This is a genomic window from Fibrobacter sp. UWH5 (assembly GCF_900142505.1).
In the GTDB taxonomy this organism is placed as follows: domain Bacteria; phylum Fibrobacterota; class Fibrobacteria; order Fibrobacterales; family Fibrobacteraceae; genus Fibrobacter.
Map to the genome: position 1 here is coordinate 26,728 of NZ_FRBB01000022.1, position 19,797 is coordinate 46,524.

Sequence of the window (19,797 nt, forward strand, 5' to 3'; positions counted from 1 at the left end):
AAGATGAAACTTCATTTTCAGAGGAAGCAGGCTCCGCTGACTGGGAAGAAGATGAAACTTCATTTTCAGAGGAAGCAGGCTCCGCTGACTGAGAGGAAGATGAAACTTCATTTTCAGAGGAAGCAGGCTCCGCTGACTGGGAAGAAGATGAAACTTCATTTTCAGAGGAAGCAGGCTCCGCAGACTGGGAAGACCCAGCCACCGCATTTTCAGAGGAAGCAGGCTCCGCTGACTGGGAAGAAGATGAAACTTCATTTTCGGTAGAACTACTCAACCCGATCTTCCGTTCGTCCATGAATATGCCATGAACTACTTGCAATGTCACGTCCTTAATTGAATCCGGAATTGCAACAGCCTTTTTAGCCTGATCAACAACCGTTACAGAATCCATGCCAACACTTTCACCAAAGTAATACTTACCTGCGGTAGTCACCTTGGTCTCACCACCCTTAACAACAGTATCCCTTCTAGTGACATGGTAATAGGCTACAGAAGCATACCACCAGTCAAACTGGAATTCATAGGTTTTAGACGCAAGAATTTCTCCAGAACGATAAGATCCATCTTCAGGAAAGCCGTCCTCCACAAACACCAGAAGATTATTGGTATTGGTAGAATCATAACCATTCATCTTATTGCCATGGATATCCAAAATAACCGTAGCATAGTCACTCGAACCTTGCTCCCACCTTCCAGAGGAACTCGAACTCAACCAAGAGTAATACTTATAGTCGTTGGAATAAGTTTCACTACAGGCAGCGGTTACCGTATACGGGAAATTGTACTTGGTATTTCGAGAAGGCTTTAAAGTCCAAATATCTTCATGACGAGTTTGCGTAACAGAAGTAGCCGTTTTCAAATCCTTGCTACCTTTCCACAAGGTCTCATCCATATAGGCCATCTTCAAAGTCACCTTGGGAAACGAACTATGAAGCAAAGTATCGCACACATTGCGAACATAAATGGATTCTTCAGCCCAGGCAGACACACCCAGCAGCATTCCAACAAACAAAACTTTTTTGGCCAGATTCATTTTAGCCTCCAAAACACAATTTTACTACCACTAAAGATATATCAAAAAAAGACAGTCCGTAAACTGTCTTTTACAAAGAGTGATTAAATCAGCCGAATTTTCGTAAAAAAGACTACAATTCCGTTGACTTAATGCGTTTCCACCCCTCTTCAGGAATCATGGCACCCATGACCTGCACCACTTCGTTAGAAACAACACTACCCAACTTACCGGCACGATCCATATCCCAGCCATTCATATAGCCATAAAGGAAACCGGCAGCCCACAGGTCGCCTGCCCCGGTGGTATCAATGGCCTTGGCAGCACCAGCCTCCACACGAGTCACCACGCCGTCCTTGGCAATCAAGGCGCCACGCTTGCCGATCTTAACCACAGCCACCTTGGCCTTCTTGGCAAGAACTTCAAGAGCGGCCTCTTCCTTGACACCGGCATAGGCGAAGGCTTCGTCTTCGTTGGCAATCACGATATCGATCATCTTCTTTTCGAAGAGTTCATCGAACAAGCCGCGGCAGGCATCCACCACCCCAAAGGAACTGAAATCCAGAGCGGTTTCAACACCAAGGGAACGGGCCAAGGTAAAGCACTTCCTGAAATTTTCGGTATCGAAGGCGCTATAACCTTCCGCAAGAATCAGGGAGACGCCATCAAACAGTTCCGGGCAGAAATCCTCAGACTTCATATCGTTAGACGCACCCAAAAAAGTCCACATAGAACGCTGGGCATCGGGAGTCACCGCGCTAAAGACGCAACCCGTAGCCACGTCAGAAAGACCCATACGATTTTCCACATTGTGAGACTTCAGATGATTCTGGAACAGTCGACCCAGTTCGTCATCACCCACGCGGCTAATAAAGGCGGAATCGCCACCCAGCTTCGAAATACCCACCATGGTATTGCAGGTAGAACCGCCAGGAACGCGAATGGGATTCTTCAACTCGCCCAGGAACTTTTCCATCTGGGGCCAATCCACATGATTCATGCCACCCTTCTGAACACCCTGTGCAGCCATCCATTCTTCGCTGACATTGGCCAAGACATCAACCAGGGCAGCTCCAATACCAAGAATTTTTTTAGTCATATGAGTTCGTTCAACCTTTAAAAAACAAGGCGGGTACAGAGACCCGCATTTTTAAAACTACCGACGGCGGCGAAGCTTTTCGCTTGCATCCAGAAGGAATTTACGTTCAGAGTCCGTCAGCGAATTGATTCCGCTTTCGTTCACCTTCTTCAGGATTTCGTCCATGCGCTTGTTTTCGTCTACATAGAAAACTTCACCTTCCAAGGGTTCGTCCGACTTGCGGGAACTGCGACTGGATTCCGCACGGCCACCGTCATTCATCTTGAACTTAGGGCCGCGGGCCTTGCGGGCGGCGCGTTCAAACTTGTCGGCAAGACCACCAATCTTGCCAAAGCCACGTTCGTAAAAATGCATATAGATAAAGCCACCAACGACACCGCCCAAATGAGCCAGGTGAGCCACGCCATCTCCGGAGGGAGCCATGAACACGTCGATACCCACCATAAACCACATGGCGTACTTGATTCGCATGGGGAAGAACATGAACATGAGAATCACACGGTTGGGGAAGAACTTATAGTAGGCCACGAACAGCCCCATCAAGGCGCCAGAGGCTCCGATAATGGGATTATTGGTCAGGCCCAGTACACACATAACCAGGCTGAACACTGCAGCAAAAATTCCGCAGAACATGTACATGCCCGTAAAATGTTTCGAACCCATCATGTCCACCACGTCGGAACCGAACATCCAGAGCATCAGCATGTTAAACAGGAAATGCCAGAAATCCACATGGACGAACATGTAAGTCACATAGCGCCAGGCTTCGTACGGAACCGTGGGGAAATAGGCGCCAAAATAAGTGATATAGTCGCGAAGATTACCCGGTCCAACACCGGGAATGTTCAATTGCAAGCCTAGCACACCCCCCAGAACAAAGGCTGCGGCAAAAACACCAGCGTTGATCAGGAGCAGAACTCGCAAAACCTTAGGCAAAAAACTAAACGGTCGCATTTCACATTACCTATTCAATAAATTGTCGAAAGAATTTTCACTACGAAAAATAGCAAATTCACACAGCTGACTTTGTGATAAACCGAATTACATTTTCGGGCAGGAACTTCTTTAAAGTCTCGACACCTTCAGCGGTATCAGCGATTCCACATTTTACGATTTCACGGACCACGGTACTGCTAATAGCCAGATGTTCCTGCTTGCTGGAAAGCAGCACGGTTTCGCAATCCGGGTAAAGCACCTTGTTGTTCCAGGAGACGCTCTGCTCGAAATCCAGGTCCATACCGTTACGGATTCCGCGAACCAGGAACTGGGCCCCGACAGACTTCATGAAGTCTACAGTAAGACCTTCGTAGGAAGCCACCTTTACGTTGGGCAAATGGGCAACAGCTTCCCGTACCAGAGATTCACGGCAGTCTCCAGCCAGCATATACTTCTTGGAGGTATTTACCGCCAGCAGTATCCACAATTCATCAAAAAGTTTGCAGGCCCTTTCTGCGATATCCAAATGACCTAAAGTAAAGGGATCAAAGGATCCCGCAAAGACCGCCACTCTAGATGTAGCAACATTCTTCTCGGACATTTCTACCCCAATTAAAGAGCCTTGCGGAAAATGACCAGGGAGGATTCGCCATACTTTCGGACAGAGGCCTCACCCGCTTCTTCGGATTCCTTGACCCAGGCCGGTAAATTCTTGGTGGGAGCCTCGAACACCGCCACGCCACCAGGATTCAGCCAATCAACGAAAGGGCGCAAATCCGGGTAATCCATATTCTTGAAAGGAGGATCGGCGTAAATCAGGTCAAAGCCTTCTTCCTTGCAAAAGGTTTCCTTGGACAAAGTCAGGGCATTGCTTTCCAGCAAAGTCAACTTCGATTCAAGATTCAAGGCCTTGTAAGCCTGTTGCACCAGGCGGGCTTGCACATGAGCCATTTCTACAGCAATCACGCTGGCGGCGCCACGACTCAAGGCTTCGATTCCCATGATACCGGTTCCCGCAAACAGATCCAGCATACGGAAATTTTCTACGCCCTGAAGAATATTAAAGAGGGCCTCCCTCGTGCGGGAGGCTGTAGGTCTAGTTTTTGATGTGTCCGGAGAGGGAACATTACGTCCCCTCAGATTTCCACCTGTGATGCGAATGGGCATGAGTTCAACCCAATTACGGAATCACGAACATTTCGAAACGAATGGCAGTCAGCAAGTCCTTTCTTGCAAACTTCATTTCTACAGACGGAACGCCCATGCGGATGGGAGATGCGCTAAAGGCAGCGACAAATGCCTGCAGATCGCTAAAGTCAGCAGAAGTAGTTACCTGATAGGTAAAACGCTTGTAGACACCGAAATCTTCAACAACAGGCTTTTCGAATCCATTGAACGTTACCTTGTTGGTAGAGCCCAAGGTCTTTATAGCCTTGACTTCGTTGGCAACTTCAGCAGCGGAAACAAACTTGTTGACAGAATTCAGGTTAACATTCTCTACGTTGTACTGACCGAAGGCGGTAATGTCGGTTGCAGGAGCGTTTTCCGGCAGAGGCGGAGTCCTAAAGTTGGAGCTGACCGTCTTGATGCGATCCAGGAAGCTGCGCTGAGAAGCAGGCTTAGCAGCCACACCACGAACATAGAAGTAGTTGGGAGCCTGGTAGATACAGTCAGAGAAGCCCACGTCTTCGGGAGTTGCCGAATTCATGAAAGCAACGAACTGACCCAGAGAAGACTTCTGGAAGGAAACCTTTTCGAGAGGCAGGTAGGAATTGTAATCCGTGCGTTTGTTGTTAAACAGAGCCTGAGGATTGATTTCACCCACGACCTGCTTGGCGGTCATATTGTCGCGGTAACGCAGGGCGGCAGCCTGTGCAGCAGCCTGTGCTTCCAACGAACCACCTGCGGAAGTCCGCTGTCCGTTGCCCATGACAAGTGCGGTGCGGCTTGCATCTTCGGCACCAATCAGAGACAAGTAAGCCTCGGGGAAAATACCCTGCAGAGGAGCGGGAACGCCACAAATGCTGAGGAAGGCACTGAAAGCAACAATGGCAAACAGAGCGGCAACGGCAACCGTAAGAGCCTTCTTGCGGCTCTTCTTCTTCAGTTCGTCGATACTGGTAACGTGAACCGGAGAAACGGACTCGACCACAGTCAGTCGTTCAGCGGCATCAATCAAGTTCAAATGAATCATACACCCTCCAATGCGTAAAGGGCAGCACCAATGGCACCGGCGCAACTCAATACGGCAGCGGAATCTTCAGCTTCCACCGGAAGTCTAATGTTGGAGAAAGAATCCATGGATGTGAGCAGACAATCCGGAAGAGCCTTTCTGAGGCATACCATGAATTCGGGGTCCAGAGCCATTTCACCGCAAAGATTGACATTCTTGGTGACAATGGCAGAATTTTCTTCCTGGGCAACCTTAATCTGTTCGACAATGCCCTCGACAAGGATCTTGTAAGCTTCTTCCTTAGTCTTGTTTACCAGGGGAAGAGTAGAGACACAACGCAGGGCCTGCAGATTATCCTTGGTGAGCCAAATCAGCGTCACACCGGCGTAGTCAGCCTTAATAACGCATTCCAGTTCAGTCATGTTTTCTGCAAAGGCCATCAGGTTCATTACAGAAAGAACATCCACGTCCAGGGACTTCGGTGCGAGGGACTTGTTACGGAAGCCCTTGCGCATGTTGTCCACCCACTGGTGGCGGACCGCAATCAGCATGACGGTAAAGCCCAGCGATTCGCTTCCGCTCAAGACCTGGTAATCGATGATATAGGCACCAGGATCAGCATTCGTAATCAGGGAAACGTACCACTTCAGGTATTCGTCCAGAGTCTTGGCAGCCTCAGCCGGAACAAACACCTGACGGACAATAGACCTGAATGCAGGAACGGTAACCGAAACTGCATCTACGGATTCAATCTTCGCAAATTCCATCCAACCTTCGAGGACGGATTCAAAAGCAAAAACGTCATCCAGAGGGCTGGTTTCAGTCTCGAGAATAGCTGTCTTCAGAACGCGGCGTTCATCCACATCAAAAACGGCAACTTTCAGGGAGGCGTCAGCCACCTCGATACCCATGTATAATTTCTTATCACTCATACTATCAATGACTTACAAAAAGTTTTCCATTAAAAAAATTAATCAAAAATTACCCCTTGCAGTATGGTCTCCAACTTTTTCTTGCCAATTCCAGGCACTTTTTTCAGGTCTTTTTCACTTTTAAAGGGGCCAGAGGACTCTCTTTGGGCAATAATCTTTTCGGCAAGCTTCGGACCAACCCCCTTCAAGGCACAAAGCATATCTAAATCCGCCGAATTGATCGGTATGGGAAATTGAACTTTTGGCGGCTTCTTTTTGGACATTTTTTGAGAATTGTCTTTTATTTTGTCTGCAACAAAAACCGTTTTTTCAACCGGTTCTCCGCGTAATTCCCCATGAGTTGAATCTTCAACATTCGCGATGACTACAGGATCTCCGACCTGGAACGTATCGATCGAAGGAAGTCCCCAAGGCAAGAATCGGTAAACGATTCCCATGACAAAAAGGACAAAAGACAGAAAAACCATCTTTTTTTCTGGTCCGTTCATAAGAACTCTCGTAAGGCGAGGGTCTGAATCTAAAAAATCAAGGGACTAGACGAGCCTCTACGGCAGCCACGTCCGATGGTACATCTACAGAAATGGAGATATAAGGACTTTTAACCATGCGTATGGTCCTGCAATTAATAATACGCATCTGTTCCAAGGAGCGTTCCAATTCAACGCCGGATTGAGGAAGAGCTGCGAATTCATCGCGGGAAGCCCGAGAATAAGCATATACACCCTGATGTTGGAACCACTCCGCAGATAACTGATCTGCTGTGGCGAGACATCGCTCGTCTACATCACGGGTAAAATCAAGAGCCACACCATCTTTCACCAGGACTTTCACCACGGTGTTCAAGTGATGTTCGGCAGGATTAAGGGGGCAGGCAACCGTCACCCAGCAATCAGGATGACATTCCAGTTCCCTAGCCACCTGAGCCAGCAAAGCAGGCTCCACAAGCGGTTCATCCCCTTGCAAGTTTACCACAAGGTCAAGTCCCAGCTTGCAAGCGGCCTCAGCCACACGATCAGACCCCGTCTGGGCAGGACCGGTCATGACACATTCAAAACCAGCCCTAGTCACTACATCGGCAATGACTTCAGAATCAGTAGCACAGACCACCGTCCCAAAACAGCCCGCATCACGGGCCCGTTCCAAGGTGCGTACAATCATTTCCTTGCCAGCTATCTTGACCAGGGGTTTCCCGGGATAACGAGACGACCCCATGCGGGCAGGAACTATGCAATGCACGGTCATAGACTAAAAATCGAAGAGATTAACCGCCAATGACCTTGGGAATAGCAAAGTGGTCGTTTTCTACGGCCGGAGCGTTTGCAAAAGCCTGTTCCAGGGTGAAACCCTGCATGGGAACATCTTCGCGAAGAATGGTAGCACCATTTTCGACACCAGTCATAGGTTCGACATCGGCAAGGTTCAATGCCTTCAAAGCTTCCATCTGGTTCAGCATCTTGTCAAGATGACCCTTCAGAGCCGGAATTTCCTCTTCAGAAACACTCAGGCGAGAAAGCTTAGCCAATTTCAATACTTCTTCACGTTCAAGCATAAAAGCCTCTTTTTTATCAAATACAGGAACAATGTAGAAAAAAGTAGATAGTAGGTAGTAGGAAGTAGACGGTTGGAAGGCGGTAGTAGACGGTAAAAAGAGTGAGAAGGGCGGAGCCTGCGGCTCCTTTCAGCTGTGAGCTATGAGCTGTGAGCTATGAGCCGTGAGCTGTGAGCCGTGAGCTAGATAATCGCGCCAAAGGCGCCTTACTTTAACTCATAATTCGTATCTAGGTCCCTGGACCCCTCGACTTCGCTCGGGATGACACACCCTCACAGCCCACCATCCACTCTTCACTCTTCACTATTAACTGTTAATCGTTCACCCTCTAGACCACTTCCAACGATGCGTACTTCAGGATAATGGTTCTCGTGACACCGTCTCCAAAGCGGACGTCCACTCGGGCGTTGTCTCCAGTTCCGTAGGATTTCTGAACCACGCCGATACCGTATTTGATGTGGCGAACCTTTGCTCCCTGGTGGAACGGATTCTCGCTGAATTCGTCGTACACCACACGGGGGCCTGCGGGTGCCGCAGGAGCAGGCTTGGGAACAGAAACCGGATTGCGGTAGACAATGCGCTTATCGTTCTTGCGAATGGAATCGGGAACAGCGCCAGGGCGACTGAATCCACCGCTAAAGCCGCGTGAACCGAAATTAGAAGGTGCGGAACTGCGGCCACCAAAGCTACCGGAACTGGGACGACTGCCAAAGCTACCAGAGGCTCCCGGACGACGAGGAATGGGCGGAGGAGGATTTCCCATGCGAGGAGCCCTGAAGCCACCACCCTGAGAGTAATCCTGATTGAAGCTATTGAAACCGCCACCAAATCCGAAATCTTCACACGGTACAAAATCTACAACAGACGGATCCAATTCCTTGAGGAAGCGGGACGGGGCGAAGGGACGGATATTCCCCTGGAAGAACCTGCGTTCCGCATGATACAGGAACAGCTTCTTTTCGGCTCGGGTACATCCCACATAGAACAGTCGACGTTCCTCTTCCATCTGTTCATTCATCTCGGATCCAGACATCATGGAAGACATTCGGATCAACGGGAAAATTTCTTCATCGCAACCCGCAATATGAACCGTATTGAATTCCAGGCCCTTGGCCATATGAATCGTCATAAGGGTAACTTGTCCCTTAGAAGAATCCACCTTCTTGTCGCCATCTGTCAAAAGGGAAATATCCTGGAGGAACGCATCCAAAGTAGCACCGGGATGTTCTTCATCGAATTCACGGATGGCGTTAACCATTTCATCCAAGTTAGCGATTCTTTCGTCAGCAGTAATCTCATCTTCCTTACGGAGGAATTCCTTATAGCCAACGTCATTGATAATCTTTTCGGCAAGGATGGGCAGCGGAGTCTCGCCTGCGGCCACCAAAGCCTTCCAACCGAGAACCAAGTCTGTAAATCCCTTAAGTTTGGGAGCCGTACGTCCAAGGCCATTGGCTTCGGCCAGCAGATTTTCCCAGAAGGAACCTTCCCCATTACGTTCCTTTTCCAGGACCGTTTCCACAGTCGTCTTACCGATGGAACGAGGAGGCGTATTGATAACACGGAGGTAGGCGGCGTCATCACGTTCGTTGGCCAATACGCGCAGATAGGCAATAATGTCCTTGATTTCCTTGCGGTCCCAGAATCGCGTTCCACCAAAAATCACAGAAGGAATGCGTCGATCGTTCAAAGCCTTTTCAAGAGAACGGGACTGGGAATTTGTTCGATAGAAGACCGCAGTCTTGGCATACGATTCAGGACCGGCCTTGGCAATAGTATCGGCAATGGCAGAAGCTTCGGAGCGATCGTCCATAAAGTGGCGAACATGAATCAGTTCACCCGCCTCCTGCTTGGAAAACACGTTCTTCTGCATTTCCTGCGGACGGATATTGTGAGCGATCACAGACCCTGCGCCTCTGACAATATTCGATGTGGATCGGTAGTTCTGTTCCAGTTTGACGATTGTCACCGGAGCAAAGTCGCGATGGAAATTACGGATGATCTTGATGTTGGCACCACGCCAGCCATAAATACTCTGGTCGTCGTCGCCCACCACAGTCACATTGTGCTGTTCATTCATCAGCAACTTCAGCAGTTCATACTGCACATCGTTGGTATCCTGATATTCATCCACAACCACATACTGAAAACGGGTAGCCAGCTGATTCGCCAAATTGGGCAACTTCTGCAGCATGAGCACCGTATTGAACAGCAAGTCGTCAAAGTCCATGGCATTGGATTCCAGAAGTTTCTTCTGGTATTCCGTATAATAGCGGGCGTACTTTTCTTCGTCAGGGTACTGAGCATTGTTGCGAGCCACTTCCGGAGTCTGCAACAAGGTACTGTTCCCTACCACCATCATAGAATTCTTGAACTTGGAAATGGCGGCGTGAGCCTTTTTTACATCAGCGGCTTCCACATTTTCATCACCGTCAGCCTTAAGAATTTCTTTAAGGATACGCTTTTGATCATCATCGTCATAAATGGAGAAGTTACCGTCGTACCACCTACCCCCCGAGCCGGCCATAGCGGCCACTACGGATTCCTTGGACAGGCAAAGTTTCAGCAGACGAAGACAAACAGAATGGAAAGTTCCCATCCAGCTGAAGCTCATCCTGCAATCCAGAAGCTTGTGAATACGTTCCTTCATTTCGCGAGCGGCCTTATTGGTAAAGGTCACCGCCAAAATACGATCGGACTCCACATTGTGGGCAGAAACGAGATGGGCTATCTTATAGGTAATGCAACGGGTCTTTCCCGAACCAGCACCAGCGAGAATCAGCATGGGTCCCTGGATTTTCTTGGCTGCAGCAGCCTGTTCCGGATTCAGTTCCCGGTCCAACACACCATTGTCCACAATATTTGCCATTTACCTCTCCTGACTTTTTAGGACTCGCAAGATAGCAAAAATGTCGAGACCCATGGGTCCCGACATCTAAGTTTTGCAATACATCTACGGAACTATTAATCGTCGGCAGTAGATGCACCCAGAGCCTGTTCCAGAGTTGTAATACCCTGCAGAGCCTTGGAAATACCATCCATACGAAGCGTAATCATTCCGCATTCCTGCATAGCGGCGCGCTTAATCACGTCACCGGAAGAACGTTTGATGATCAAGTTACGAACAGATTCGTTAGGCACCAGGAATTCATAGATACCCGCACGACCCTTGTAACCAGAACCGTCGCACTTATCGCAACCCTTACCATGATAGAACTGCATATCCGGAGACAAGTGCAATTCTTCGCGGAGGGATTCGGAAATTTCATATGGTTCCTTACAGAACTTACAGATACGACGCACAAGTCGCTGAGCCAACACGCCCTTGATAGCGGTAGACACAAGGAAGGGTTCCAGTCCCATTTCCAGCAAACGGGGGAATGCACCAGCAGCATCGTTTGTATGCAACGTACTAAAGACCAAGTGACCCGTCAATGCGGCTTCGATAGCCATTGAAGAAGTTTCCTGGTCACGCATTTCACCGATCATGATCACGTCAGGGTCCTGACGGAGCAAGGCACGAATGCCCGCGGCAAACGTAAACCCGGCCGCATTGTTGATCTGCCCCTGGTTGACGCCGTCGATATTCAATTCCACAGGGTCTTCCATGGTAGAAATGTTAATAGTACTATCAAGAATTTCACCAATAGATGCGTAAAGCGTAGTAGACTTACCGGAACCCGTAGGACCAGTAACAAGCACAATGCCGTTAGGAGCGTTAATAGCGTCGATAAACTGCTTGAGCACGCGAGGATCGAAGCCCATATCCTTCAGCGGGAACTGACCGGAGTTGGGGTTCAAGATACGCATAACGATCTTTTCGCAGACACCGCGCTTACGGAGAGAGATAGGGAATGAAGACACACGAAGGTCAACTTCAGAACCCTTGTATCGCACCGTAAAACGACCATCCAAGGGTCTACGCTTTTCAGCAATATCCATCTTGGAAAGCAGCTTGATACGGGACAAAATCTGCGGCATCAGACGAGCCGGAATAGGAGACATGACCTGCAGGTCACCGTCAATACGATAGCGGAGCTTCAGGAAGGTTTCCTGAGGTTCCAGGTGAATATCGGAAGCCTTACGGGCAATAGCTTCGTGAATCAAGGTGGTCACGATCTTAACGACCTGGCGACCTTCTTCGTCACTCAGTTCTTCTTCCTGGTTGCCCTGACCGCGTTCCACGGTCTCAAGTTCTTCACCATCCTTGGAATCACCGATAAGGTCTGCCAAAGATTCTTCGGTGCCGCCACCATGGCCAGCATAGACTCGTTCGATGGCCTTCTGCACATCGGCATCGGAAGCCATCACCACGTCCACGTCCATCTTCACCTTGAACTTGATGATGCTGATGGTACGCATGTTGGTGGGGTCCGTCATAGCAAGTGTCAGGATGCTATGGGCCTGACCCATTCCGTCTTCACCCTTCTGCATGTACAAAGGACATACCTTGTACTGCTTACACATATCTTCAGGCAGGTAAGTGTAGGCCTCGGAGTCAATGCTAAACGTATCCAGCTTTACGTAAGGAACTTCGAACTGCCTAGAAAGAATTTCAATAAGACGTTCTTCGGGCATAAAGCCCAGATCCACCAAGGTACGACCTAGACGCTTACCGGTGGTCTTCTGAGTTTCTAGAGCCTTGTTCAGCTGTTCATCGGTGATATAACCTTGAGCGATCAGCATTTCACCAATACGCATCTTGGTGGAAGACTGCATCTGCACACCCAAAATGCTCGTTAGCGTATCTTCGCTAACCATGCCCAGTCGAACAAGAATCTTACTGAGCATAAGGCCAGTGCGTTTGTGTTCCGCCATGGCATGGGCCAACTGATCTTCGTCAAGCACACCTTGACGCAGCAACAGCTGACCCACATTCATTTTAGTACCATTTATCATAAATGCGACCAAGCCTGCGGTTTAACAGGCATTTTAGCTCCATTCTTGCAAAGCATGCAGACATTGTCATTCCCGGACCATTCACGGGCAACACCAATCCTGTAGACCTTGCCTAATCCATCATTATATCCATTAAATATACTTATTGGGCTAGAATTGGCAAACAACAACTGGTATTCTTCCCCTCCATTCAGGACTAAATCCAGGGGGTTCACACCATAACATTCAGCCATTTTCGCCACTTCAGGATCAATTGGCAGGGAAAGTTCGTCAATTTCAATAGACACCCTGGAAGCCAATGCCAGGTGATTCAATTCCGAAGAAAGCCCATCGCTAATATCCATACAGGCACAAGACGCACCGTTCAGTAGACCTACCAACTCAGCCCCCGCCCTCTCGCAAATACGGGGAGCCAGATGATACTCCACCAGGGATCGGAATTTTTCGCGGTCTTCCGGATGATTCATCAAAAGCCAGAGCCCCGCAGCAGATTTGCCCAGAGTTCCGTTTACATACAAGTTATCTCCAGGCTGTACCGCCGAGCGTAGAAGAGGTTTACTTCCGGCCAATTCGCCGAGAAGAGTTGTGGAGAACACCCCCTCTTCGCCAGAAACGGTATCACCCCCGATCAAGGTAATTCCACGTTTGGCAAAACCCTCGGCCAGGGCGACACGCACTCTAGTCTTGATTTCGTCAGACCAATGACGATTCAGGCAAAGCCCCAGCAAGGCGATACGGGGACGCCCGCCCATAGCGGAAATATCCGAAACATTTGAAACGATATGCTTTTCTACAGCCTGTTCCGGCGTCGACCAATCAAGACGGAAATGGGTGTTTTCAACGGAAAGGTCCTTGGTAGCAAGCCATCCGTCAAAAATGGCGGCATCATCCCCCACCCCGAGCCAAGTACGGCTACCGGGAGAACGTTCCTCCAGGGGGGCGGCATCCTTCAAAAGAGCGTCAATAAAACGAAATTCACCAAGATCGAGCATAGCAATTAACAATGAAGAGTGAATAGCTTAAAGGTTAAAGAGGATGAGCTGCGAGCAATGTGTATTGAGTCAAAGTAAGGCGCCTTTGGCGCGATTATCTAGCTCACGGCTCATAGCTCACCGCTGAAGGGAGCCGCAGGCTCCGCCCTCATACCTGATTCCAATAACAATGTAGTTTTTACGGAGGAAAATCGCCAATTTCGGAACAATTTGCTTTATCTTTTTTTACATTTTAGCCAATGGGTCACATTTTTTTCATTTCACCGTCTTCACCAGGCAGCTTGGATAAGCTGAGCCAATGGACATTCCGTTGGCTGCTGGAGCACGATGAACTGTCCGAAGATGCTACCCTTTACACCTGCAATACCATCGAAGATGCCACGAACCTTCTGGAATCGGCTCTGATTATTGGCGAATCCCCGGCCCTCATCGTGTTGGACCATGCCGACCGCCCCAAGGCCGAAAACCTGATTTTCAGCAAGAAACTTCACGACGGCATCCCCGAATCCTGGATTGTGGAACTGGTCCCCGACTCCATGCCCCTCCCCGACAAGGATTGCGAAGAAAACGGTTTCTACTGGATCCGCAAGCCGGTCAGCGAAGAAGAATGGCACAAGACACTGGAGTTAGTCCTGGTCCGTAACGGATCCCCCCAATGGGCCAGTAACAATTAGATTTTTTCATCCGACTTAAAAAGTCAGACCTTAAAGAAAATGATGGAAGTAAAAGTAAAAGGCGTAAGCTACTTTGGCGTGCGCTCCCCTAAGCATGTTCTTGCCGACATGGCCGACATCAAGGCCGCAGGATTCAACGCAGTACTCCACACCTGGAGTGAAGAAGACCAGCAGTATTATTACGGCACCATGAAGGAAATCGTAGACAGTTCCGCCAACCTCGGACTGAAGGTCTACGTGAACCCCTGGGGAATCGGCCGCGTGTTTGGCGGAGAAGCCTATTCGGAATTGACCGCCCGCGACCACAGTATGTGCCAGGTTGCTCTAGACGGGAAACCCAAGGTTGCAGCCTGTCCCAGCAATCCCAAGTTCAGGGAATACATGCACAAGTGGATTGAAACCGTTTGCAACACCGCCGTAGACACAATCTTCTGGGATGAGCCCCACTTCTACTTCGAAAAGGGCGGTCTCAGCAACTGGAGTTGCCGCTGCCCCGTCTGCTGCGCCAAGTTCCGCCAACGTTTCGGCTACGATATGCCCGCCGCCCCCTTTGATGAAATGCAGCAGGATCAAGCCCGAGACGTCCTTCAGTTCCGCGAAGACAGCCTTATTGACTTCCTGAAGGAAATGACAGAAGACGTTCACGCCCGCGGCAAGCGCAACTGCGTCTGCATGCTGCCCCCCTGGTTCCCTGCAGGCCTTGATGACTGGAGCAAGGTGGCCCGACTGGAATCCGTAGACGAAGTGGCCAGCGACCCTTACTGGGAAAAGGGAGCTACCGAGGAATGGGTCCGCGAAAAATACGCCGAAACCGCCCGCAAGTTGACCGACGTCGCCAAGCAATTCGGCAAAGACGTGCAGATGTGGATCAAGGCCTATCAAATCGAAGCAGGCCGTGAAAACGACCTCGCCATCGCCGTCGAAGAAAGCCGCAAGGCCGCCATCGACAACATCTTCGCCTGGAGCTATCGCGGAACAGAAACCCTAAGCTGGCTGAAATCCGACAATCCGGATGCCGTAGCCAAAGCATTCCGCACCGCATTGAAATAACCTCTCAAGCCCCACCACATAAATTACTGTGAACGGAAAAAAAGCCCCCGGCAAAACGCCGATGGGCTTTTTTTCTCAAGATCCAGTCCGAAAGTACGCTCTCCTTACCTGACGAAGTGCCAAGTTATCGGAGGTTACCATCCCGACGAATTACTTGGCACGTTCCAAATAAGAACCGTCGCGGGTATCCACGCGGATCTTGGTGTTGTTTTCGATGAACAGCGGAATCATGACCTTAGCGCCAGTTTCAACGGTGCATTCACGGAGAACGTTACCGCTGGTGTTGCCCTGGACAGCCGGAGGAGCGTCGATGATCATGAGGTCAACGAAGGTCGGCGGAATAACTTCGACGGGGATGGTAGCCAGAGACTTCGGGTCCTTCCACCAGGTCACTTCAACGGTAGCACCGTCGAGGAGCCAAATTTCGCAGCCGCCCATGCTTTCCTTACGGATTTCCATGGTTTCCTGAGTGTCGTTGTCCAGGAAGAACCAGGTTTCGCCATCGTTGTAGAGATAAGTCATTTCGGTGAAGGTCACATCTGCTTCTTCAACAGTGTCACCGCTCTTCCAGGTACGTTCGAGAGTACGGCCGTTAACCAGGTTCTTGATACGAACGCGGTTGAAAGCCTGGCCCTTACCCGGCTTCACGAACTGGTTTTCAATGATTTCGTACGGCTGATCGTCGACGATGATTTTGAGCTTCTTGCGGAATTCGTTGGTGCTTACAGTACCCATATTATCCTCTTTTTGTGTTTTATGTTTCTAAATTTAGTAATATAATGGAACACCCCGCTTTTGTATTCACACAAATTTCTGACTTTTTGGACTATTTAGGCCCGGATTTTGCGACTTTGATTGCAAATACGCCCTATCTGGCCAACTTGGACCACGCCCCCTCGTTCCCTTTCTGCTGTTCCAGGCATTACGCAGACCTGATCAAGAACGCCAAGGAACCGGCGGCCCTATTGCGGGAAGTGCTCCCCACGAAAGAAGAATATGCCGACATTCCCGGCTTCGTCATGGACCCAGTCGGCGACTTGGACGCAGGCAAGAGCGAATGCGTCATCCAGAAATACGACCGCAGAGCCCTTATCGTAACGACCGCCACTTGTGGTGTCCGCTGCAGGTTCTGCTTCCGCAGGAACTATCCCTTCCAAAGTTCTCCGAATATTGCAGCCGAGGTCGGCTCCTGGCTGGACACACACACCGACATCTGGGAAGTGATTCTCTCTGGTGGCGATCCAATGATGCTGAGCCCCAAATCATTCGAGGCCCTGGTCGAGTCCATCGCAGACCACTCCAGCGTAACAACATTACGCATCCACAGCCGTCTGCCCGTAATGCGCCCTGACCTGGTACAGGAACATTTTGAGTTTTTGCGAGACCTCCCCGCCCGCTTCGATTGCGTGCTGGTAAGCCATGTGGACCATCCCGACGAACTGGACGAAAGCAGCATGGAAATTTTCGGTCAGCTGAGATACAGCGGTTGGACGCTGCTGAACCAGAGCGTTCTTCTGAAGGGCGTAAACGACAACGCGGACACCCTGACCAAGCTTTCACGTAAGCTCTTTGAGCAGGGCGTCCTCCCCTACTACCTGCACCAGCTGGACCACGCCAAGGGCGTTGCCCACTACGAAGTCAGCGACGAAAAGGCAAAGGCCCTTATCGAAGAAATTCGCACCAAGCTTCCTGGCTATCTGGTGCCTCGCCTGGTTCGCGAAATCGCCGGCGAAAAAAGCAAGACGCCGGTGTAACTCAAAGCTACTCCTTAATGCAACGGACGGGAATACCGAAGCCACGTTCCTTATCAGTAATGGAATAGGAGCCGCCCCACTGGGTAATGTTGCTAAACAAGAAGGTATAGTTGCCAACAAGGCCGTTATACCTGTCGCTTAACCACATGTGGAATCGGTGGGTATAGTCCGCGTAAACGCCGGTCTCATAGAAACGTCCGTTGTCGTAGCCACGAAGGCCGCCCGGCAGCATAGTAAGTCCGGTAGCATTGTTTCCTTCAAATGCGTTTTCGTTGGGCAGATCCCACAGATCCGTCTTTGCCATGAAAATTTCTACACCGGCTTCTTGATTCTTCATGTACTCAATAAGTTTGTTTACATCACTTTGGCTAGGCACACGGTAACCTTCGGGGCAGATGGGGTCGTCTGTAGCAATGGCGTTGCCGCCATAGTAACGACCATACTCGTTGCAATCGCCGAATTCGTCTAGTTCATCGTTAAAGCACCAGGAACTACCGACGGTAGCCTCATAGCGCAGGTTTTCGGCCATCCACAGCTGATCGCCCACATAGACAGTCTTGTAATAATGGCTATCACGTTCGTCAAAGATGCAGCCGTATTCCACATCCGGATTCAGGTATTCCCAGTTGCTGTTGTAGCCATAGTCGTTACAGCCTTCGGCTACTTCGAGAACCGGCGTGGCATTGCCAGATGACGAGGACGGAACTGTGTTGGGAGAGAGTTCGCCCTTTACGCAACGGACATAGGCGCCAGTGTATTTATGACCGTTATCTTTATAAAAATAGATGTGGTTGTCGTGAATGTACCAAAGCCAGGCATATTCGTAGAGGGATGATGATCCAGATACATCGTATTCTGTAGAACTTATAAAAGTCACCTCGGAGCCGACACTTCTGTAGAAACCTTTGTAATCGTAGGCTCCGCCGTACTGGTTCTGGAAATAGGTCAGGTATTCCGGATTTGCCTTGATGAATTCATTCAGTTGCTTCCATTCCTCATGGCTTGGCAAGTGTGAACCTTCGGGGCAAATTCCCTGGTGAGGTTCCTTAGTCTCACCGTACTTCTTTCTGTCGTAGGAAATGTCAATGTCCATGGCCATGGACCATGTATAAATGCGACCATATTTTTCGCAATTTTCCGGCTTGTCGTTGTAGCAGGAACTTCCTTCTACATCTACATCGAGATTCCTAGTCATCCATTCCTGGTTGCCAATCTTCACAAATTCGCCTACTGCAGGCTGGCTGCTGCTGGAGACCTTTTCGATAGAGGAACTGGATCCTTCAACTCCGGCACTGCCGTTCAGGACACTGGAGGAGGATACATCCTTAGAAGAACTGGATTCCACGTTCTCGGAAGAGCTAGATGACTCCACCTTTTCCTCGGGTTTGATTTCTCGATAGAGAGTCTTTTCAGCATTTTCCTTGCAAAGGCAGTCATCCAAAGTCCACTGGCGACCCTTGGCAATAAGCGGTTCCATGTCACCATCGGTACCCAGCTTATAGCTGCAACCATCCATCTCCGCCCAGATATGCATATACCTCTGTTCTGTAATGACCTCGATATCGAAGCGGTTCTTTGCAGAATTATAATCCGCAGAGGTGCACCTTGCATAGAAAGCAAGCTGGTAGCTCATGTATTCCGAAATGCTTTCGCAAACCTGCTTGCTAATGAATTCGTTTCCTGATAAGGTTTCTGCCCAGGTATCGTTTTCCGTCGTACCGAACTTTTCATAGCAACGCTGGGCAATTTCTTCTTCGCTCGGGCCGGAATCACTGGAAATTCCTGATTCCGCAGAAGAGCTGGAGTCGCCACCGCAAGCAACCAATGCCGACGTGGCAAAAGTCGCCAGGCAAGCAGTCATCAAACTTTTCCAAAAACCAAACTTCATAATAAAACCTCATACTAAAGATAATAAAGCACGATTTTCTTCAATTACATTCTAAACATTTTCGCCACAAAAGTTTCTCATTCAAAATTTTTTACGCAACGGACGGATATTCGCCAATTAGGATTCGCAGACTCGTCATCGAAGAAATTGTCACCCCAAAAATCTATAACCCAGGAATCCGCCATAATTTTACCACGGTAGTTATCATTTGACCAAAAACGGGTCAAGTGTCCTAGAAGATAAAGTTCGTCGGATTTTTCTAAATAACTATAACTACCAGCAGGAACGGCGTTGAATCCGTAGCGGTTCGTTCCAACAAGCGCATCTTCGTTCCCCTGAACAATGTTTGTACTGGGCTTAAGATATTCGCTCCAGAGGCTATCCGTTTTCAAGCTGGTCCCTACATTTTCACAACCGTTATCCTCGGTAACGAACAGCCACATTTCCATCCATTCTTCAGACGTTGGATCGTCATTCTTTCCGATATAGTCACAAGGTGGTAAATCACCCAACGTGGCAACTGTATCGACTACGGGATCGTAAAGGCAATCATCGTCACATTCTAAGCCATCGTCTGTACCATAGACACAGGCAATATGCTGAACCGACCAGAAACAAGCAAACACACCCGAAAACACCTTGGACTTGTCCGTCCAAAAAACGCCGTAACAAAGGCCATTAGTTTTCGGATGATATTTCTAATCATAATTGCTTAGAATTTTCAAAAGAAAATATTCCGAGATTGATTTTACCTTACCAAATTTCCTTTTCCTTGTATGGTTCTTTTTCGGAGGTCCTTTCAAACGCATGCTCCATGAATTCAGCGTCGTCGGGATTAT

At 49.4% G+C, this 19,797-nt stretch carries 18 protein-coding genes and 1 CRISPR repeat array (1 of these 19 only partly in view); of the genes, 3 read left to right on the forward strand and 15 right to left on the reverse strand.

All coding sequences use genetic code 11. The annotated features are described in order from the left end of the window. A CRISPR array of direct repeats spans positions 1 to 229; the repeat unit is 25 nt; unit sequence CATTTTCAGAGGAAGCAGGCTCCGC (it extends 36 nt beyond the left edge of the window). A gap of 916 nt (positions 230 to 1,145) precedes the next feature. From BUB38_RS13965 to thiL, 12 genes are all read right to left on the reverse strand, one after another. Further along, positions 1,146 to 2,111 carry an adenosine kinase gene (locus BUB38_RS13965; RefSeq protein WP_073161353.1) on the reverse strand — a complete coding sequence of 322 codons (966 nt, stop codon included), beginning with the start codon at positions 2,109 to 2,111 and terminating at the stop codon, positions 1,146 to 1,148. A 57-nt stretch (positions 2,112 to 2,168) separates the two neighbouring features. Continuing rightward, complete coding sequence (locus BUB38_RS13970) at positions 2,169 to 3,065, reverse strand: rhomboid family protein (RefSeq protein ID WP_073161354.1); 897 nt, start codon at positions 3,063 to 3,065, stop codon at positions 2,169 to 2,171. 58 nt (positions 3,066 to 3,123) lie between these two features. After that, complete coding sequence (coaD, locus tag BUB38_RS13975) at positions 3,124 to 3,648, reverse strand: pantetheine-phosphate adenylyltransferase (protein WP_073161355.1); 525 nt, start codon at positions 3,646 to 3,648, stop codon at positions 3,124 to 3,126. An 11-nt stretch (positions 3,649 to 3,659) separates the two neighbouring features. Next, positions 3,660 to 4,214 carry a 16S rRNA (guanine(966)-N(2))-methyltransferase RsmD gene (gene rsmD / locus BUB38_RS13980; RefSeq protein ID WP_073161356.1) on the reverse strand — a complete coding sequence of 185 codons (555 nt, stop codon included), beginning with the start codon at positions 4,212 to 4,214 and terminating at the stop codon, positions 3,660 to 3,662. A gap of 13 nt (positions 4,215 to 4,227) precedes the next feature. Further along, positions 4,228 to 5,241: a hypothetical protein gene (locus tag BUB38_RS13985; protein WP_073161357.1), complete on the reverse strand. Its 1,014-nt coding sequence runs from the start codon at positions 5,239 to 5,241 to the stop codon at positions 4,228 to 4,230. Continuing rightward, entirely contained in the window at positions 5,238 to 6,152 is a 915-nt protein-coding gene (locus tag BUB38_RS13990) for a hypothetical protein (protein ID WP_073161358.1), read from the reverse strand. The genes BUB38_RS13985 and BUB38_RS13990 overlap by 4 nt, the downstream gene beginning before the upstream one ends. A gap of 38 nt (positions 6,153 to 6,190) precedes the next feature. After that, a complete protein-coding gene (locus BUB38_RS13995) occupies positions 6,191 to 6,640 on the reverse strand; it encodes a ComEA family DNA-binding protein (protein ID WP_073161359.1) in 450 nt (149 codons plus the stop codon). Positions 6,641 to 6,677: 37 nt separating this feature from the next. Continuing rightward, positions 6,678 to 7,394 (reverse strand): 3-deoxy-manno-octulosonate cytidylyltransferase, encoded by a 717-nt coding sequence (locus BUB38_RS14000; RefSeq protein WP_073161360.1) that lies wholly within the window; start codon positions 7,392 to 7,394, stop codon positions 6,678 to 6,680. A gap of 19 nt (positions 7,395 to 7,413) precedes the next feature. After that, positions 7,414 to 7,701, reverse strand: a complete 288-nt coding sequence (gene gatC / locus BUB38_RS14005) for an Asp-tRNA(Asn)/Glu-tRNA(Gln) amidotransferase subunit GatC (protein ID WP_073161361.1) — start codon at positions 7,699 to 7,701, stop codon at positions 7,414 to 7,416. Positions 7,702 to 8,029: 328 nt separating this feature from the next. Then, positions 8,030 to 10,570 (reverse strand): ATP-dependent helicase, encoded by a 2,541-nt coding sequence (locus BUB38_RS14010; RefSeq protein WP_073161362.1) that lies wholly within the window; start codon positions 10,568 to 10,570, stop codon positions 8,030 to 8,032. Between the two features lie 95 nt (positions 10,571 to 10,665). Beyond that, positions 10,666 to 12,600: a GspE/PulE family protein gene (locus BUB38_RS14015; protein ID WP_249269280.1), complete on the reverse strand. Its 1,935-nt coding sequence runs from the start codon at positions 12,598 to 12,600 to the stop codon at positions 10,666 to 10,668. After that, on the reverse strand, positions 12,597 to 13,592 hold the full coding sequence (thiL, locus tag BUB38_RS14020; protein ID WP_073161363.1) for a thiamine-phosphate kinase: 996 nt from the start codon (positions 13,590 to 13,592) through the stop codon (positions 12,597 to 12,599). The genes BUB38_RS14015 and thiL overlap by 4 nt, the downstream gene beginning before the upstream one ends. 281 nt (positions 13,593 to 13,873) lie before the next feature. On the opposite strand from thiL, the gene BUB38_RS14025 reads away from it, so the two are divergent. Beyond that, a complete protein-coding gene (locus BUB38_RS14025) occupies positions 13,874 to 14,266 on the forward strand; it encodes a hypothetical protein (protein ID WP_101479365.1) in 393 nt (130 codons plus the stop codon). A gap of 39 nt (positions 14,267 to 14,305) precedes the next feature. Beyond that, positions 14,306 to 15,316: a hypothetical protein gene (locus BUB38_RS14030; RefSeq protein ID WP_249269281.1), complete on the forward strand. Its 1,011-nt coding sequence runs from the start codon at positions 14,306 to 14,308 to the stop codon at positions 15,314 to 15,316. Positions 15,317 to 15,466: 150 nt separating this feature from the next. Here the strand turns inward: BUB38_RS14030 and efp are convergent, their stop codons facing one another. Further along, positions 15,467 to 16,051 (reverse strand): elongation factor P, encoded by a 585-nt coding sequence (gene efp, locus BUB38_RS14035; protein ID WP_073161365.1) that lies wholly within the window; start codon positions 16,049 to 16,051, stop codon positions 15,467 to 15,469. Positions 16,052 to 16,095: 44 nt separating this feature from the next. On the opposite strand from efp, the gene BUB38_RS14040 reads away from it, so the two are divergent. Beyond that, the gene (locus tag BUB38_RS14040; RefSeq protein WP_073161366.1) at positions 16,096 to 17,070 is read left to right on the forward strand and encodes a KamA family radical SAM protein; all 975 of its coding nucleotides are present in this window, start codon (positions 16,096 to 16,098) and stop codon (positions 17,068 to 17,070) included. 7 nt (positions 17,071 to 17,077) lie between these two features. Here BUB38_RS14040 and BUB38_RS14045 read toward each other — a convergent pair whose 3' ends face one another. Together BUB38_RS14045 and BUB38_RS14050 are read right to left on the reverse strand one after the other, a co-directional pair. Further along, entirely contained in the window at positions 17,078 to 18,958 is a 1,881-nt protein-coding gene (locus BUB38_RS14045) for an FISUMP domain-containing protein (protein ID WP_073161367.1), read from the reverse strand. 77 nt (positions 18,959 to 19,035) lie between these two features. Next, positions 19,036 to 19,584: an FISUMP domain-containing protein gene (locus tag BUB38_RS14050; protein ID WP_139258465.1), complete on the reverse strand. Its 549-nt coding sequence runs from the start codon at positions 19,582 to 19,584 to the stop codon at positions 19,036 to 19,038. Between the last annotated feature and the right edge of the window lie 213 nt (positions 19,585 to 19,797).

What these genes read in the sequence shown, in the direction of transcription:
- BUB38_RS13965 (WP_073161353.1), bottom strand. Translation starts at nt 2,111, where the DNA reads ATGACTAAAAAAATTCTTGGTATTGGAGCTGCCCTGGTTGATGTCTTG.
- BUB38_RS13970 (WP_073161354.1), bottom strand. Translation starts at nt 3,065, where the DNA reads ATGCGACCGTTTAGTTTTTTGCCTAAGGTTTTGCGAGTTCTGCTCCTG.
- coaD (WP_073161355.1), bottom strand. Translation starts at nt 3,648, where the DNA reads ATGTCCGAGAAGAATGTTGCTACATCTAGAGTGGCGGTCTTTGCGGGA.
- rsmD (WP_073161356.1), bottom strand. Translation starts at nt 4,214, where the DNA reads ATGCCCATTCGCATCACAGGTGGAAATCTGAGGGGACGTAATGTTCCC.
- BUB38_RS13985 (WP_073161357.1), bottom strand. Translation starts at nt 5,241, where the DNA reads ATGATTCATTTGAACTTGATTGATGCCGCTGAACGACTGACTGTGGTC.
- BUB38_RS13990 (WP_073161358.1), bottom strand. Translation starts at nt 6,152, where the DNA reads ATGAGTGATAAGAAATTATACATGGGTATCGAGGTGGCTGACGCCTCC.
- BUB38_RS13995 (WP_073161359.1), bottom strand. Translation starts at nt 6,640, where the DNA reads ATGAACGGACCAGAAAAAAAGATGGTTTTTCTGTCTTTTGTCCTTTTT.
- BUB38_RS14000 (WP_073161360.1), bottom strand. Translation starts at nt 7,394, where the DNA reads ATGACCGTGCATTGCATAGTTCCTGCCCGCATGGGGTCGTCTCGTTAT.
- gatC (WP_073161361.1), bottom strand. Translation starts at nt 7,701, where the DNA reads ATGCTTGAACGTGAAGAAGTATTGAAATTGGCTAAGCTTTCTCGCCTG.
- BUB38_RS14010 (WP_073161362.1), bottom strand. Translation starts at nt 10,570, where the DNA reads ATGGCAAATATTGTGGACAATGGTGTGTTGGACCGGGAACTGAATCCG.
- BUB38_RS14015 (WP_249269280.1), bottom strand. Translation starts at nt 12,600, where the DNA reads ATGATAAATGGTACTAAAATGAATGTGGGTCAGCTGTTGCTGCGTCAA.
- thiL (WP_073161363.1), bottom strand. Translation starts at nt 13,592, where the DNA reads ATGCTCGATCTTGGTGAATTTCGTTTTATTGACGCTCTTTTGAAGGAT.
- BUB38_RS14030 (WP_249269281.1), top strand. Translation starts at nt 14,306, where the DNA reads ATGATGGAAGTAAAAGTAAAAGGCGTAAGCTACTTTGGCGTGCGCTCC.
- efp (WP_073161365.1), bottom strand. Translation starts at nt 16,051, where the DNA reads ATGGGTACTGTAAGCACCAACGAATTCCGCAAGAAGCTCAAAATCATC.
- BUB38_RS14040 (WP_073161366.1), top strand. Translation starts at nt 16,096, where the DNA reads ATGGAACACCCCGCTTTTGTATTCACACAAATTTCTGACTTTTTGGAC.
- BUB38_RS14045 (WP_073161367.1), bottom strand. Translation starts at nt 18,958, where the DNA reads ATGAAGTTTGGTTTTTGGAAAAGTTTGATGACTGCTTGCCTGGCGACT.